General features: G+C 66.0%; 17 protein-coding genes. 7 read left to right on the top strand and 10 right to left on the bottom strand.

Annotation, left to right across the window (positions count from 1 at the left end; genetic code table 11):
* Nucleotides 1–258 (top strand): molybdopterin converting factor subunit 1, encoded by a 258-nt coding sequence (moaD, locus tag AC1MH0_RS05085; protein ID WP_480964979.1) that lies wholly within the window; start codon nucleotides 1–3, stop codon nucleotides 256–258.
* Nucleotides 255–704, top strand: a complete 450-nt coding sequence (locus AC1MH0_RS05080; RefSeq protein ID WP_480964978.1) for a molybdenum cofactor biosynthesis protein MoaE — start codon at nucleotides 255–257, stop codon at nucleotides 702–704. The genes moaD and AC1MH0_RS05080 overlap by 4 nt, the downstream gene beginning before the upstream one ends.
* A gap of 118 nt (nucleotides 705–822) precedes the next feature.
* Here the strand turns inward: AC1MH0_RS05080 and AC1MH0_RS05075 are convergent, their stop codons facing one another.
* The 4 genes from AC1MH0_RS05075 to AC1MH0_RS05060 form a co-directional block, all read right to left on the bottom strand.
* Nucleotides 823–1,476 (bottom strand): fasciclin domain-containing protein, encoded by a 654-nt coding sequence (locus AC1MH0_RS05075; protein ID WP_480964977.1) that lies wholly within the window; start codon nucleotides 1,474–1,476, stop codon nucleotides 823–825.
* A 135-nt stretch (nucleotides 1,477–1,611) separates the two neighbouring features.
* Entirely contained in the window at nucleotides 1,612–2,235 is a 624-nt protein-coding gene (locus AC1MH0_RS05070; protein ID WP_480964976.1) for a fasciclin domain-containing protein, read from the bottom strand.
* 258 nt (nucleotides 2,236–2,493) lie between these two features.
* Entirely contained in the window at nucleotides 2,494–3,396 is a 903-nt protein-coding gene (locus tag AC1MH0_RS05065) for a hydrogen peroxide-inducible genes activator (RefSeq protein WP_480964975.1), read from the bottom strand.
* Nucleotides 3,397–3,517: 121 nt separating this feature from the next.
* The gene (locus AC1MH0_RS05060) at nucleotides 3,518–4,285 is read right to left on the bottom strand and encodes a sulfite exporter TauE/SafE family protein (protein ID WP_480964974.1); all 768 of its coding nucleotides are present in this window, start codon (nucleotides 4,283–4,285) and stop codon (nucleotides 3,518–3,520) included.
* Between the two features lie 162 nt (nucleotides 4,286–4,447).
* Here AC1MH0_RS05060 and epsC point away from each other — a divergent pair, with 162 nt between their 5' ends.
* Both epsC and AC1MH0_RS05050 read left to right on the top strand, forming a co-directional pair.
* The gene (epsC, locus tag AC1MH0_RS05055; RefSeq protein ID WP_480964973.1) at nucleotides 4,448–5,140 is read left to right on the top strand and encodes a serine O-acetyltransferase EpsC; all 693 of its coding nucleotides are present in this window, start codon (nucleotides 4,448–4,450) and stop codon (nucleotides 5,138–5,140) included.
* A 13-nt stretch (nucleotides 5,141–5,153) separates the two neighbouring features.
* Nucleotides 5,154–5,492: a DUF2794 domain-containing protein gene (locus AC1MH0_RS05050; protein WP_056051400.1), complete on the top strand. Its 339-nt coding sequence runs from the start codon at nucleotides 5,154–5,156 to the stop codon at nucleotides 5,490–5,492.
* 155 nt (nucleotides 5,493–5,647) lie between these two features.
* Here the strand turns inward: AC1MH0_RS05050 and pncB are convergent, their stop codons facing one another.
* Nucleotides 5,648–6,952, bottom strand: coding sequence for a nicotinate phosphoribosyltransferase (gene pncB / locus AC1MH0_RS05045; protein ID WP_480964972.1), 1,305 nt, complete (start codon nucleotides 6,950–6,952; stop codon nucleotides 5,648–5,650).
* A gap of 83 nt (nucleotides 6,953–7,035) precedes the next feature.
* Here pncB and AC1MH0_RS05040 point away from each other — a divergent pair, with 83 nt between their 5' ends.
* Nucleotides 7,036–7,650, top strand: coding sequence for an isochorismatase family protein (locus AC1MH0_RS05040; protein WP_480964971.1), 615 nt, complete (start codon nucleotides 7,036–7,038; stop codon nucleotides 7,648–7,650).
* 85 nt (nucleotides 7,651–7,735) lie between these two features.
* On the opposite strand, the gene AC1MH0_RS05035 is transcribed toward AC1MH0_RS05040, so the two are convergent.
* Nucleotides 7,736–9,031, bottom strand: a complete 1,296-nt coding sequence (locus tag AC1MH0_RS05035; protein WP_480964970.1) for a glycoside hydrolase family 130 protein — start codon at nucleotides 9,029–9,031, stop codon at nucleotides 7,736–7,738.
* A 241-nt stretch (nucleotides 9,032–9,272) separates the two neighbouring features.
* On the opposite strand from AC1MH0_RS05035, the gene AC1MH0_RS05030 reads away from it, so the two are divergent.
* Nucleotides 9,273–9,401 carry a hypothetical protein gene (locus AC1MH0_RS05030; protein ID WP_480964969.1) on the top strand — a complete coding sequence of 43 codons (129 nt, stop codon included), beginning with the start codon at nucleotides 9,273–9,275 and terminating at the stop codon, nucleotides 9,399–9,401.
* A gap of 19 nt (nucleotides 9,402–9,420) precedes the next feature.
* On the opposite strand, the gene AC1MH0_RS05025 is transcribed toward AC1MH0_RS05030, so the two are convergent.
* The 4 genes from AC1MH0_RS05025 to AC1MH0_RS05010 form a co-directional block, all read right to left on the bottom strand.
* Entirely contained in the window at nucleotides 9,421–10,143 is a 723-nt protein-coding gene (locus tag AC1MH0_RS05025) for an EF-hand domain-containing protein (protein WP_480964968.1), read from the bottom strand.
* A 77-nt stretch (nucleotides 10,144–10,220) separates the two neighbouring features.
* Nucleotides 10,221–11,660, bottom strand: a complete 1,440-nt coding sequence (locus tag AC1MH0_RS05020; RefSeq protein WP_480964967.1) for a sensor histidine kinase — start codon at nucleotides 11,658–11,660, stop codon at nucleotides 10,221–10,223.
* The gene (locus tag AC1MH0_RS05015; RefSeq protein ID WP_480964966.1) at nucleotides 11,660–12,382 is read right to left on the bottom strand and encodes a response regulator; all 723 of its coding nucleotides are present in this window, start codon (nucleotides 12,380–12,382) and stop codon (nucleotides 11,660–11,662) included. Before AC1MH0_RS05015 ends, AC1MH0_RS05020 begins: the two co-directional genes overlap by 1 nt.
* 58 nt (nucleotides 12,383–12,440) lie before the next feature.
* Nucleotides 12,441–13,349 (bottom strand): LysR family transcriptional regulator, encoded by a 909-nt coding sequence (locus AC1MH0_RS05010; protein ID WP_480964965.1) that lies wholly within the window; start codon nucleotides 13,347–13,349, stop codon nucleotides 12,441–12,443.
* Between the two features lie 95 nt (nucleotides 13,350–13,444).
* Between AC1MH0_RS05010 and AC1MH0_RS05005 the strand changes: the two genes are divergently transcribed.
* A complete protein-coding gene (locus tag AC1MH0_RS05005) occupies nucleotides 13,445–14,326 on the top strand; it encodes an aldo/keto reductase family oxidoreductase (RefSeq protein ID WP_480964964.1) in 882 nt (293 codons plus the stop codon).
* The last annotated feature ends 38 nt before the right edge of the window (nucleotides 14,327–14,364 follow it).

Here is a 14,364-nt window from a genome sequence, read left to right as displayed (position 1 = left end):
ATGACGATACGGATGGTGTATTTCGCCTGGGTGCGCGAGCGTATCGGCACGGGTGAAGAGTCGGTCGACCCACCTGCGAGCGTCGTCACGGTCGCCGACCTGGTCGACTGGCTGGCGGCAACGAGTGCGCCGCATGCGGAGGCGTTCGAGAACCGGTCGCGGCTGCGCGCGGCGATCGACCAGGACTTCGTGCCGCTCGAGACGCCGATCGGCGCGGCGCGAGAGATTGCGATCTTTCCGCCGGTGACGGGCGGATGATCCATATCTCCGTCCAGCAGTCGCCGATCGACATCGCCGCGGAAATGACGCGCGCGGAAGCAGCGGGGGCGGGCGCGGTGGCAACGTTCACCGGGCTCGTGCGCGCGGACGACGGCGTCGGAACGCTCGAACTCGAACATTATCCGGGGGCGACCGAGGCGGCGTTGCTCAAGGTGGCCGAGGGTGCAATCGAACGGTGGTCGCTGAGTGCAGCGGTTATCGTGCACCGCGTCGGGCCTATGCATCCGGGGGAGCGGATCGTGTTCGTCGCGGCAACGGCAGCGCACCGCGGCGCGGCGCTCGAGGCCTGCACGTATGTGATTGACCGCCTGAAGACCGATGCGCCGTTCTGGAAGCGCGAAACGCGCGGTGCCGAGGCTAGTTGGGTTGAAGCGCGTGACGGAGATCATGCTGCTGCTGCCCGGTGGGAAGCGACGCAAACATAAACGCAGCCACCCGAACGTTTTCTTCCGCGAAGGCGGGAGCCCAAACCGGGTCCCCGCCTTCGCAGGAAAACAATTATGGCGGGCCGCGCCTCCTAAGGGAACCGCGGCCCGCGATACTTCAGCCGAGCTTCGGGACGCTCATGCCGTTGGTAAGGTGAACGACGCCGTTCGTCTCCTTGATGTCCGCCGTATCGACATACGACTTGATACCGGCCGTGTCGGTCAACTCGATGTTTCCGTTCGGCCCAAGCCCTGCGATCAGCGGCTGGCCTGCTAGCGTCGTCAACGTGGCCTTGCCACCGCCTGCAGTGATCTGCGCCTTCAACTGGTCGGCCGTGATCGCACCTGCCACGACGTGATACTTGATGATCGTCGCGAGCGTTGGCGCCGACTCAGGCTTCAGCAGCGTGTCGAGCGCACCGACCGGAAGTCGCGTGAAGGCTTCGTCGCTCGGCGCGAACAGCGTGTACGGTCCGGGACCTGCGAGCGTCGCCTGCAACTTCGCGGCCGTCACCAGCTTGGCAAGCGTCGCGCGGTTCGGCAGCGTCGGCAGCGCGGCGGCAATCGTCGTAGTCGCCGCGGCTGTCGAGGCGGCGGGCGCACCGGCAGCCTGTGGTGCCGCCGTGGTCGCGCCCGGCACCGCTGCCGTGGGAGCAGTCGTCGTCGGTGCTGTCGTCCGAGGCGCCGCCGGTGCGGTCGTCTGTGCGGTCGCACCGGTCGCAAGGAGCAGGCTCGATGCGGCTGCAATCATAAGGTTCGTCTTGACAGTCATCTGCAACTCCAGAGAGTGTTAATGGGACGTATGAAACTCGAACGAACAGAGCTGGGTGATCGGTAAGTCAAGCTCAATCAATTTCCCGATGAGATGTAGCATCGGCGCGATGAACGGAACCTGACTTCGCGAAAATCAGCTCAATTTCGGCACGATAACGCCGTTCACGACGTGGACCACACCGTTCGACTGGCGGACATCTGCGGTCTCGATGTAACTCTTGTTACCGTTGACGTCGGTGAGTGCGATCACTGCACCTACCAGCGTCGCGGTGATCGGATCGCCCTCGACCGTGGTCAAGGTTGCCGAACCGCCACCGGCCGCGATGCGCTGGCGCAGGTCGTCGGCTGTGATGGCGCCCGCCACTACGTGATACGTCAGGACCTTGGTCAGCGACGCCTTGTTCTCTGGCTTTAACAAGGTGTCGACCATGCCGGGCGCGAGACGGCCGAACGCGTCGTTGGTCGGTGCGAAAACCGTGAACGGACCCGGGCCCGACAGCATGCCGACGAGGTCGGCGGCCTTCACGGCAGCCACGAGCGTCGACAGGTTCGGCGCGGCCGACGCATTGTCGACGATCGTCCGCGTGGCCATCATCGGCACGCCGCCGACCGTTGGGTTGGCTACCGCGGGCGGGCCGTTCGGGACGGCGAGCGCGGGATTGGTCGACGGACTGGCTACGTCGTCCTTCGATTTGCCGCTACACGCGGCGAGCGCCAGTGCACTCGTCATCAGCAGCAACGGAAGCGTCTTCGACATCGTTAATTCTCCACCGAAACTGAAATTCATACGATCGAACGCGAAGTTGGTTGCGCACGCGTGCCGATCTCGCACCTGGACGAACCGCAAGCGGGCCTGAAACGCGACGATCCCCCTGGAAGGGAGGGGTAGGGGTGGGTTGGCTTCCGCATTGGCGAGCGATTATGGTCTGCTTCCGCATTGGCGAGCGGTTATGGTCTAAAGCCGGCCGACCCACATCCGACCTCTCCCTTCCAGGGACGGGAGTAGGTTTGCGGGCTATTGAACGTCGGCCAGGGCCTTCGCCATCAACCGGAAATCCTTCTCGCGCGGACTGGCCCGGCGCCATACCAAGGCGATTTTGCGCACGGCGTTGATCTCGTCGAGCGGCCTTGCGGTAATATTCGTGTTGTCGAGAATCCCCGCCTTCAGCGCCATCTCGGGCAGCATCGTGATGCCCAGCCCGTTGTCGACCATCTGGACGATCGTATGGAGGGACGTCCCGAGCATCGTCGCTTCCGCGCGCAGCTCGGGCCGGTTGCACGCGCCAAGTGCATGATCCTTCAGGCAATGCCCGTCCTCGAGCAGCAGCAACCGCGCCTCATCGATCGCCGAAGCCGGGATCGCGGGCAGGGCGGTCGGTTCCTCGCCCGAGGGATACGCCACAAACAGCCGGTCCTCGAACAGCGTCTCCGACGTCACCTCACCACAGGCATAAGGCAGGGCCAGCAGCACGCAGTCGGTACGCCCGTTGTGCAGGCCCTCGCACGCCGGGCCGCTCGGCTCCTCGCGCAGGAACAGCTTCAGGTCGGGATAGTCCTTCCGCAACCGTGGCAGGATCCGCGGGAGCATGAACGGCGCTATGGTCGGGATGACGCTCATCCGCATGTCGCCCGACAGGGGCTGGCCGGCGGCACGCGCCATGTCCCCCAGTTCCTCCGCCTCGCGCAACACCCGCCGCGCCTTCCCGGCGATTCCGTCGCCCAGTGGCGTGAACCGCACCACGCGGCGGGTACGCTCCACCAAGACGACGCCGATCAACGTTTCCAGTTCGCGGAGGCCCGCCGACAATGTCGATTGCGTCACGAAACACGCCTCTGCCGCGCGCCCAAAATGACCGTGATCCTTCAACGCAACGAGATATTGCAGTTGCTTGAGGGTCGGTAGGTAGGTTGCAGCCATTAATCGCCTCTATCGATCATCGATGGATAAATAGAGTGCGTAGTCGATAATACCAGCGGTGTTGTTCCGCAGCGCACAACGGGTCGGCCGGCTCGGCGCACGGCCCGTCGGCACCCCGAAATCAGTGCCAGATCGCGCGGTAGAGGCCTAACAGGCTGGTAATCGTCAGTATCACGCCGACCAGGACCATCAGCGTCTTCGCTGGCACGCGTTTGGCGAGCATCGCGCCGAATGGTGCGGCCAGGACGCCGCCGATCAGCAGCCCTACGGTCGCCTGCGTGAACGCCGCCCAGCCGAGCTGCGTGATGAACGTCGCGGAGATCGTCGCGGTGAGGAAGAACTCGGCGGTGTTCACCGTGCCGATCGTTGTCCGTGGCGATGCACCTTGGACCAACAGATTCGACGTCACCACCGGGCCCCAGCCGCCACCGCCGGCCGCATCGAGGAAACCGCCGACGAGTCCGAGCGGCTCGACGATCTTCGGCTCCTTCTGCTTGGGCGGATAGCGCAAGCCCCGGTACAGCAGGTACACGCCGATCGACGTCAGATACGCGAGGATGAACGGCTTGGCGGTGCTCGCATCGATGTTCGACAGCACGTACGCGCCCAGCACGCCGCCGATCACGCCCGGGATCATCAACCGCAGGAACAGCGTCCAGTTGACGTTCTTGTGCAGCACATGGCTGATCCCCGACACCGCGGTGGTGAAGGTCTCGACGGTATGCACGCCCGCCGATGCCGCGGCCGGTGGCACGCCGACCCACAGCAGCAGCGTGTTCGAAATCACCCCGAACGCCATCCCCAGCGCGCCATCGACGATCTGCGCGGCGAACCCGACCAGGATAAACGGCAACAGCGTCTCGAAGCTCAAGGTCGTCAGGTCGAACATCGGCATCCCCTCAATATCGCGCGCAGAGTGCAACGCGCGGGCTTATCCCACAACAAAGATAGGCTTTACCCCGATCCCGATGCGTTGAAGCAGCCCTTGCGTGCGGTTCTGGAAATCGGTCGTTCGATACCCTAGATACGGAAATCGCGAAGGGGACTGCGGATGTCGAGCGGATTACTGGCCTATCTGGATTCGATCCGCGCCCGCGATCCCGCCCCGCATTCGCGCGCCGAAATCATGCTGTACCCAGGCGTCTGGGCGCTCGGTTATCACCGCATCGCGCACCGCCTGTACAAGGCGAAGCTTTATTTCCTCGCGCGCTGCGTCAACCACTGGTCGCGGTTCACGACGGCGATCGACATCCATCCGGGCGCGACGATCGGCCGCAATTTCTTCATCGACCACGGTTTCGTCGTGATCGGCGAGACCGCGGAGATCGGCGACGACGTGACGATCTACCAGTGCGTCACGCTTGGCGGGACCAGTCCGGACAACGGCGTGCAGGGCAAGCGCCATCCGACCATTTCCGATGGCGCGATCATCGGCTCGGGTGCGCAGGTGCTGGGCCCGATCACGCTCGGGAAGCGCTCGCGGGTCGGCGCCAACGCGGTCGTCACGCGCGACGTGCCTGCGGGCACGACGGTCGTCGGCATCCCCGCGCGCGCGACGACGATCGAGGGCGGCAACGCGCCCGAGGTGCCGCGCTTCGTGCCCTACGGGACGCCGTGCAGCGAGATGTTCGATCCCGCCACGCAGAAGATGGAGATCATGCGCTGCGAGCTGGAGACTATGCGCAAGCGGCTCGACGCGCTGCTCGCGGACGAGCATCCAGAGAACCGCCGCGACCGCGCATGATGGTGGATAACTGATGGGCGTCGTCCCTTTTCCCACACCGTCCAAGGCGACTCAGGTCGGCTTCGAACGCCTCGAGCTGAACCGGATCCTGGATCTTTACGGCCGGATGGTCGCGGCGGGCCACTGGCGCGACTATGCGATCGATCTGGGCAAGGATGCCGCGGTCTTCGCCGCCTTCCGCCGGGCCGCCGAGAGGCCCGAGTTCCGGATCGAGAAGCGCCCGTCGCTGCGTAACAAGCAGGGCATGTGGGCGCTGATCGGCGAGGCCGGTGCGGTGGTGAAGCGCGGGCATGAACTCGGGCCGGTGCTGGCCCCGGTCGAGCGGCGGTTCATGAAACTGGTCGAGGACTAGGGCGAGCAAGTCGCCTTGCGATCCTCCCCCGCCAGGGGGAGGTGGCAGGCGTCAGCCTGACGGAGGGGGCGGATACGGAACCGAGGTTTCCCTTTCCTCCCCCTCCGTCTGGCAAGGGCCAGCCACCTCCCCCTGACGGGGGAGGATCGATAGGGTCATACCAAAACCGGCGCGGTCTCGCGGTCCGCTTCTCCGAATACCCGCAGATACCGCGCAATCTCCGCAGGCTCGCCGGTCGCCTTGGCCGGATTATCCGACAGCTTAACCGCCGGCCGCCCGTTGGCCTCGATCACCTTGCAGACCAGCGAGATCGGCTCCAACGCCGCTGCCCCATCTGGATCGCAGCCGCGGAAATCGTTGGTCAGGTTTGTCCCCCAGCCGAAGCTCATCCGCACCCGCCCGTGGAAATGGCGATACGTCTGCTCGATCGTGTCGATGTCCATCCCGTCGGAGAAGATCAGCAGCTTGGTCTTCGGATCGACGCCCTGCTCCTCCCACCACCGGATGATCTGCTCGCCACCCGCGATCGGTGGCGCGCTGTCGGGTCGGAAGCCGGTCCATTCGGACAGCCAGTGCGGTGCGTTGCGCAGGAACGCGGTCGTACCGAACGCGTCGGGCAGCGCGATCAGGAGGTTGCCATTATAATGTTGCCGCCAATGCTCGAGCACGCGGTACGGCGCCTCGGCAAGCTCGGCGTCGCTCTCGGCCAGCGCGGCGGTCACCATCGGCAGTTCGTGCGCGTTCGTGCCGATCGCCTCCAGGTCGGCGTCCATCGCCAGCAGCACGTTGGACGTGCCGATGAACCGGTCGCCGAGCCCTTCCTTCAGCGCCTCGACGCACCAGCGCTGCCACAGAAACCCATGCCGCCGCCGCGTGCCGAAATCCGACAGCACCAGGTCGGGCAGCTCGCGCAACCGCTCGACCTTCTCCCACAGCTTGGCCTTGGCGCGCGCATAAACGATGTCGAGCGCGAACCGCCCGCGACCGCGCAGGGCCGCGCGCGATTTCAGCTCGTTGATGATCGTCAGCGCGGGGATTTCCCACATCGTCGTGTGGCTCCAAGGCCCCTCGAAATGCAGCTCATACTGGCCGTCGACCTTGCGCAGATCGTACGCCGGCAGCTGGAACTCGGCGAGCCACGCGAGGAACTCGGGCCCGAACATCTTTTGCTTGCCGTAGAAACTGTTGCCGGCGAGCCAGATCAACTCCTTCTTGGCGAACCGGAGCGTGCGTGCGTGATCGAGCTGTGCGCGCAGTTCGTCTTCGTCGACGATCTCGGCGAGCCGCACGGTCTTGGTCCGGTTGATCAGGGCGAAGGTCGCGCTGACGTCCGGGTAGACCTGCCGGATCATCTGCAACATCAACAACTTGTAGAAATCGGTATCCAGCAGGCTGCGGACGATCGGATCGAGCCGGAAATTGTGATTGTACGTCCGGGTGGCGATATCGGTCACGGCCATGCGCGTGGGCTCCTGCGTTGCGTGAGGCTGCGGGTGTCCGACAAGACGCGTTTGTGTCAAGCAGGCGGCAAAGGAGACGGGCGATGGCGCGGTTCGTGGTCGTGGTGGATACGCAGTGGGATTTCATGGCGGGCGAGGGCGCGCTGAGCGTGGCGGGGGCGGAGGGGCTGGTCGCGCCGATGGGCGCGTGGCTTTCCGCGCTGGAGCCGCACGAGACTGTGGGCGTCCTGTTCACGTTCGACACGCATTTTGCCGAGACGTACGCAGCCTCTCCCGAAGCGGAGATGTTTCCGATCCACTGCGTGCGGGGGACGCGGGGGTGGGGCAACATGCTCGACATCGCGCTGGTCGACTCAACGATCCCGGTGTGGCGGATCGAGAAGGGGGTGTTCGACATGTGGGCCGAACCCGGGCTTGCGATCGAGGATGCGCGAGATGCCGAGCGGCCGACGATCCTGCGCGAAGACTTTTTCGCCGCGCTGGCCGCGACCGGCGTCACCGATGTCACGGTAATCGGGGTTGCGGCGGATTACTGCGTCCGTTGGGCGGTCGATGGCCTGCTCGCGCGGGGTTTCGTGGTGAGCGTACCGGCGAGCCTGACGCGGGGGATCGAGCGGCAGATCGAAGCGGTTGCCGTGGAAGATTTTGCGGGGGCCGGGCTGATTGTCGAACGCGCCAGGACGCCGAACGCAGCGTAAGATTGTTCTCCCGCGAAGGCGGGAGCCCAGGCTGGGTCCCCGCCTTCGCGGGGACACATTTTACTGCCGAGCGCGGACCCGCTTCTCACGCCATCGCCGCAAGCAGCCGCCCGACATCGACGGACGCGAACGAGGCGAAATTGTCGGCCACCCCGAACGGCAGCAACAGCGTGCGATCATGGACAATCCCGCCGCAGCTATAGACGACGTTGGGGACGTAGCCGTCGCGCTCGCTCGGGCTTGGCACGATCAGCGGATCGGTCATGCGGGCGAGCAGCTTGGTCGGGTCGGCCTTGTCGAGCAGGCATGCGCCGATGCAGTAATTACGGACGCTGCCGACGCCGTGGGTCAGTACCAGCCAGCCCTCGTCGATCTCGATCGGTGAGCCGCAATTGCCCATCTGGATGAACTCCCACGGCCATTTCGGCTCGACGATCTTGGTGCCGCCGTCCCAGGTCAGCAAATCGTCCGAGGTCAGGAACCAGATATTCTCGTTATCCTGCCGCCCGAGCATCGCATAGCGCCCGTCGATCTTACGTGGGAACAGCGCCATGCCCTTGGTCGCCGAAACCGCGCCGCGCATCGGCTGCATCTCGAATGTCTTGAAGTCCTCGCCGCGCAGCAGTTCGCACCGCGCTTCCGAGCCGCTGAAGGCGGTATAGGTGCCAAGATAATGAACCTCGCCCTCGTCCTCGAAACGAACGAGACGCAGGTCCTCGATCCCCTGGTGCTGGCTCGGCAGGATCGGGAAGATCACGGTTTCCGACAACTCGCGACTACCACCGCATTCCAGCCGGGTGGGACCGCCATCGGTTGCGCCCTGATCGGTCGGTGTGACCCGCGGTGGCACCGCGGTCTGGCTCGCGGGATCGACCGAGAAACCGTCGTCGGGCGACCAGCTCCCGGTGCGGAACGTGACCGACGAGACATGGCCTTCGCCGATGCCGCGTAGCGACAGGATGAAGCGCAGGCCGCCTTCGGGTGCGTTGGCTTGATCGGGATCGAGGACCATGCTCGGATTGAACAGCGCGGCTGCCTCGAACGAATATTCGCCGCTGAGATAGGCGCCGATCAGCAGTTTCTGGTCGGCGTCGATCTCGCGCGGGTCCTTCAGCACCGCCATGATCTCGCCGAACCGGTGCAGGAGAAGCTCGTCGACATCGCGGTGGCGTTCGTCGAGCGACTCCATCACGCGACGACGCTCGGCGCGAAGTTCGTCGGGCGACAGCGACAGCACGCGGTCGATCACGCGGGCGGCGCGGGGGTGGCCATCGACCTTGAACGCGCCGGGATATTCGATGTTGAACGGCCGGATGACGGTCCGCGATGGGTCGGGCCGCAACTGGATATTGGAAAAGGCGACGAGTTCGGCTTCGGCCATGGTCGGCTCCAGGTGACGCGCTGTCGCCGCGCCGAAACGAACGCCACGACACCGCGAGGGGTGCCCGGCACTGAACGCCGAAACCACCGCCTTGGCTACATGAATTCAGTGTCACGCGCGGCTACCGAAACACCGCGGAAAACTTCGCCTGTCACACCACCAGCTCGATCATTCGACGCACGAAGGAAGCGGTATGCAGGCTGAACCATCACGACCCGGCAATTGTGCGATTGGCCGCCACATGCCGCGATCCCGGCATCGCGACGTGAAGGGCGAGCCGATCCAGCGCTCCGCCTGCCGGTGCTGCGGCGCGGCGATCGTCAAGTCCGCGGTCAGTCGTCGCTGGATCGTGTCGGGCATGCTCGGCTGATTAGATGTCGCCATTATCGTCAGGGGTCGCGACGTTCCGGAGGCGGGGCGCTCGGTTCGTCCGAGCCGTTCCGCCACGTCTCGCCGCCCGCGCGTGGCAGTTCGCCATGGGTCAGCGCGCCGTCATGGTTCCGGTCGAGCGCGGCGAAGCGCGTTGCCGCGGCCTTGGCGAACTCGCCTGAATCGATGCCGCGGTTCAGGTTCGCATCGGCCGCAATCACCGGCTCCGGCAGGTCGAAGAAGCCGTAGCGCGCGGCGCCGATGCGTTCGTGGACGGTGGCGGTGCTCTTCTTGCTGTCGCCATTGCCGAACTGCATGCCCTGACCGCCGGACCCACCGCCACCACCTCGCCCGCGTCCGCCACGGCCGCGCTCGCCACCTTCGGACCGCGGCCCGCGTCCGCCGGATGTGACGCGAATCTCGGGGACCAGGACGTTTTCGTAGTAAGCGATGTCGTCGGGATCGATCTCGCCGTCCTTGCCGCGATCGAGCACCGCGAAGAAACGCGCGGCATCATGCTGGAATTCGGCCAGCGTGATCCGTCCGTCGCCATCGGTATCTGCGCCCGCGAACCACAGATCCTGCGCCGCGCCCGGCTTCAGCGACGCGCGGAACGGTTCGCCCATCGGACTGATGAACAACTGACCGCGGCCTCGCGCCGGACCGTGTCCACCCTGAGGGCGCGGAGCCTGTGCCGCACATCCGGCTAGCGCGGCGGCGATGCCGAGATAAAGAATACGCATGCAATCTCCCGAAATGCCGTGATATTCGTCTGACACCGCGATCGTTGCCGCGATTTTTCGGCTGACCGTGGCCCAGTTCAGATCGGCAACGTCACGCGCGCGAGCAATCCGACGCCCGGTCGGTTCTCGATCGTCGCATCGCCGCCATGCGCGCGTGCCACCGCGCGGACGCTGGCGAGGCCAAGCCCGCTGCCGCCGCTGTCGCGGTTGCGCGATTGCTCGGCACGGAAGAACGGCTCGAACGCGCGGGCAAGATCCGCTGGCGCCATGCCCGGTCCAGAGTCGCACACCTCGACGATCGCCACCCCACCCTCCCGGCGCACCTCCACTTCGGCATGGCCGGCATATTTGACGGCATTGCCGACCAGGTTCGCGATCAGCGCCTTCAACGACGGCGCATCGCCCTCCAGCGCGAGCGGGTCGCCCGGATGCAACGCCACCGCATCGCCGCGATCGGCAAAATCGTCCGCGACGCTCTCGGCCAGCGAGCGGAGATCGAGCCGCTGGCGGCGGACATGCCGGGTCATGTCGCGGACGAACGCCATCGCCGAACCGATCCGCTCGCTCATCTCCTGGATGTCGCCTTCGCTTGCCGCCCGGATATCGTCCGGCGCCTTTTCGAGCCGCAACGACAGCCGCATCAACGGCGTCCTCAGGTCGTGGGCGACCGCCGCTATCAACGTCGTCCGATCCTCGACATAGCGGTTCAGCCGCTCCTGCATCAGGTTGAACGCGGTCGCCGCCTCGGCGATCTCGGGAGGGCCGACGATCGGCAGCGGTTCGGCGCGCGGATCGCGACCGAGACGTTCGGCGGCGGCGGCGAACAGCGCGATCGGCCTTACCACGCGCCGCGCCATCACCCAGGCCACCGCGGCCGCGACTACCATCGCGACCAGGAACCACAGCACGATCCGCATACGCCAGGGGCCGATCGTTGTGTGCGTCGGCCGGATCACGCGCCACCGGCCGTTCGGCGTCTCGATCGACACGACGAACGGGCCGAACAGCGCATTATCGAACGATGGCGGCAGATGCCCCGAACGGCCCATGCCGAGCGGCAGCGGCGGCCGGAGTGCGCCTGCGAACAGCGGCATCGCCGATCGCTCGGTCTCGACGGTCACCTTGGTCCGCGCAAGCCCGAGATCGGCGGCGATCGATTCGGCGAGCCGAGCGTCGCGCGGATTGTCGGTCGGGTGGGGCGACCCGGTCGCTATCTCGACCTTCAACTGCCCGGTCGGATCGCGTCCGGTCCGCGCGACGGCAGCGACGCGATTGGCGGTGAAGATCTGCGGCCGCGGCGGCGGCATCAGCAACACGATCGCGAAGTTCAGGACCTGGACGAGCAGCACGGTCGTCAGCCCCAGCACGAAGATGCGCAGGAACATCGGCCATGACCGCTGAGGGTTGCGCCGTATTGGCGGGCCGATCCTGGCCGCCCGCATCGTTTCGTCGGGCATCGTTTCGTCGGGCATCGTCTCGTCTGGCATCGTCTCGTCGGGCATAATCATATCGCGCATCACAGGCGCACCACGCGGGGAACGAAAAAATAGCCCTCGTTGCGGATCGTCCGGATGATCTCGTCGTCGTGCGAGCGCAGCTTGCGGCGCAAGCGGCTGACCTGCACGTCGATCGCGCGATCGAACGCGTCGGTGTCCGGCCCCCGTGCCGCCTCCAGCAACGCATCGCGCGCCAGTACCCGCCGTGGTCGCTCGACGAACGCGCGCAGTACCGCGAACTCGCCGTCGGTCAGGTCGATCAGCGTACCGTCCGGATCGAACAGTTCGTGCGCCGCGAAATCGACGCGCCAGCCGAGGAACCCGAACGCGCGGCTGTCGCCTGCATCCTGCATCTCGCGTGCACGCAGCGCGGCACGAACCGTCGCCAGTATCTCGCGCGGGCTGCACGGCTTGGACAAATAATGGCTCGCACCGATCTCCAGCCCCAGGATACGGTCGGGTTCGTCGCCCAGCGCGCTCAGCATCACCACCGGGGGTGCGCCGGTTCGCGCCAGTCGACGACACACCGACAGGCCGTCCTCGCCGGGCATCATCACGTCGAGCAGGATCAGCGACACCACACACCGCGCGAGCACGCCGTCCATCTCCTGCGCGTTCGTCGCGGTCTCGACCTGATAGCCGTGCATGCCGAGGCTTTCGGCTAACAACGTGCGGATCATGTGGTCGTCATCGACTACCAGCAGCACGGGTTTCGCAAGGTCGGGGACGGGGCGTGGGATCATCCGCCGGTCCTGCCGCACGAGTGTGTTCGAGATATTTCCGCGGACGGTCGGACGTGGATCATTTTTCGGAGCGCCTAGCCGCAACGAAATCGATGAACGCGCGCAATGGTGCCGGGAGATACCGCCGTCCCGAGTAATAGAGGAACGGACCGGAGAAGCGCTGCCACCACGGCTCCAGCACCGGCACCAGCGCACCGCTGTCGAGATGCGGTCGCAGCCAATCCTCGAACAAGTGGATGATGCCGGTCCCCGCCAGCGCCGCATCGACCGCGAGATCCGTGGCCGCGCCGACGCGGACGATCAGCGGTCCGCCGGGCTCGACCTTGACGATCTCGCCGTCGCACTCGAACTCCCAGGGCATCATCGAGCCGCTGGAAAACTGACCGCGGATACAGGCGTGGTCGAGCAGGTCGCGGGGATGCACGGGCGTGCCCCGGCGGGCGAGATAGTCGGGGGACGCCGCGGTCGCGAACCGTTGCTCACGCGGACCGATCGGTATCGCGATCATGTCGAGTTCGAGCCGTTCGTCGTAGCGGATGCCGGCATCGCACCCCGCCGCGAGCATGTCGACGAAGCTGTCCTCGGCGATCACCTCCAGCCGGATATCGGGATAGGCGGCGAGGAACGCCGGCACGATCGCGGGCAGCACCAGCCGCGCGGCGCTGACCGACACGTTCAGCCGCAACGGTCCCGCGGGCAAGTCGCGATAGCCGTTGACGACGTCCAGCGCCGCCTCGACTTCGGCAAGCGCTGGGCCGAGCCGGTCGAGTAGGCGCGCACCGGCTTCGGTCGGCGCCACGCTCCGCGTCGTCCGGTTGAGCAACCGTACGCCGAGCCGCGCCTCCAGTCGGCGAACCGCTTCGCTCAGCCCCGACGCACTGCCGCCGCTGATCCGTGCGCCGTCCCTGAAGCCGCCCGCCCGCGCGACCGTCACGAACGCGGAGAGATCGCCTGCATCCACTGCCATTGTGCGCGCTCCCGTACAGCCCGTGCCGATACTGCCGCGTTATCGTAACAGCCAACGCGGTCCATATGAAGGTCACACTTCGAAAGGACCGGATCATGACCACGCACGGCATCACCATCACCGCCCCGCTCGCAGGCCACACCGTCAACCGCCTCGGCTACGGTGCGATGCGACTCGCCGGGCTGGGCGTGTTCGGGCCTCCCAAGGATCGCGACGCGGCGATTGCGGTGCTTCGCGCGGCAATCGGGTCAGGCGTGAACCATATCGACACGAGCGACTTCTACGGCCCCCACGTCACCAATCGCCTGATCCGCGAGGCACTGCACCCGTATGCCGACGACTTGGTGATCGTCACCAAGATCGGCGCGCGGCGGGGACCTGAAGGCTCGTGGGATCCTGCCTTCTCGGCTGCGGACCTGACCAGCGCGGTCCACGACAATTTGCGCAACCTGGGGCTGGAGACGCTCGATATCGTCAATCTGCGCGCGATGTTCGACGCGCATGGCCCCGCCGAGGGCTCGATCGCCGAGCCGCTCGCGACGCTGGTCGATCTCCAGCGGCAGGGTCTGGTCCGCCATATCGGGCTCAGCAACGTCACGCCGACGCAGGTCGCGGAAGGGCGCGCGATGGCGACGATCGCCTGCGTTCAGAACCAGTATAATCTCGCGCACCGCGACGACGATGCGCTGATCGACGAGCTGGCCGAGGCGGGGATCGCGTATGTGCCGTTCTTCCCGCTCGGTGGGTTTTCGCCGTTGCAGTCGTCCGCACTGTCCGACGTCGCACGAGATCTGGACGCGACGCCGATGCAGGTCGCGCTCGCCTGGCTGTTGCAGCGTTCGCCGAGCATCCTGCTGATCCCCGGCACGTCGTCGGTCGGTCATCTGCACGAGAATTTGGCGGCGGGGGAGATCGTGTTGCCAGCCGACGCGATCGCGACACTCGATCGCATCGGGGAGGACGCCGCCAGCGAGTAAGCATTTCCGTCCGGGCGGCGGACGGCTAACGGCAGCGT

The organism is Sphingomonas sp. AP28 (assembly GCF_056680455.1).
The sequence above is the reverse complement of the archived record's forward strand: the minus strand, read 5'-3'. Positions and strand labels throughout refer to the sequence as shown.

Coding starts and splice junctions, on each gene's coding strand:
- AC1MH0_RS05020 (WP_480964967.1), bottom strand. CDS start 11,660: ATGCGCGATATGATTATGCCCGACGAGACGATGCCAGACGAGACGATG.
- AC1MH0_RS05010 (WP_480964965.1), bottom strand. CDS start 13,349: ATGGCAGTGGATGCAGGCGATCTCTCCGCGTTCGTGACGGTCGCGCGG.
- AC1MH0_RS05050 (WP_056051400.1), top strand. CDS start 5,154: ATGGGCGTCGTCCCTTTTCCCACACCGTCCAAGGCGACTCAGGTCGGC.
- pncB (WP_480964972.1), bottom strand. CDS start 6,952: ATGGCCGTGACCGATATCGCCACCCGGACGTACAATCACAATTTCCGG.
- AC1MH0_RS05035 (WP_480964970.1), bottom strand. CDS start 9,031: ATGGCCGAAGCCGAACTCGTCGCCTTTTCCAATATCCAGTTGCGGCCC.
- epsC (WP_480964973.1), top strand. CDS start 4,448: ATGTCGAGCGGATTACTGGCCTATCTGGATTCGATCCGCGCCCGCGAT.
- moaD (WP_480964979.1), top strand. CDS start 1: ATGACGATACGGATGGTGTATTTCGCCTGGGTGCGCGAGCGTATCGGC.
- AC1MH0_RS05060 (WP_480964974.1), bottom strand. CDS start 4,285: ATGTTCGACCTGACGACCTTGAGCTTCGAGACGCTGTTGCCGTTTATC.
- AC1MH0_RS05005 (WP_480964964.1), top strand. CDS start 13,445: ATGACCACGCACGGCATCACCATCACCGCCCCGCTCGCAGGCCACACC.
- AC1MH0_RS05080 (WP_480964978.1), top strand. CDS start 255: ATGATCCATATCTCCGTCCAGCAGTCGCCGATCGACATCGCCGCGGAA.
- AC1MH0_RS05065 (WP_480964975.1), bottom strand. CDS start 3,396: ATGGCTGCAACCTACCTACCGACCCTCAAGCAACTGCAATATCTCGTT.
- AC1MH0_RS05015 (WP_480964966.1), bottom strand. CDS start 12,382: ATGATCCCACGCCCCGTCCCCGACCTTGCGAAACCCGTGCTGCTGGTA.
- AC1MH0_RS05070 (WP_480964976.1), bottom strand. CDS start 2,235: ATGTCGAAGACGCTTCCGTTGCTGCTGATGACGAGTGCACTGGCGCTC.
- AC1MH0_RS05030 (WP_480964969.1), top strand. CDS start 9,273: ATGCCGCGATCCCGGCATCGCGACGTGAAGGGCGAGCCGATCCAGCGC.
- AC1MH0_RS05075 (WP_480964977.1), bottom strand. CDS start 1,476: ATGACTGTCAAGACGAACCTTATGATTGCAGCCGCATCGAGCCTGCTC.
- AC1MH0_RS05025 (WP_480964968.1), bottom strand. CDS start 10,143: ATGCGTATTCTTTATCTCGGCATCGCCGCCGCGCTAGCCGGATGTGCG.
- AC1MH0_RS05040 (WP_480964971.1), top strand. CDS start 7,036: ATGGCGCGGTTCGTGGTCGTGGTGGATACGCAGTGGGATTTCATGGCG.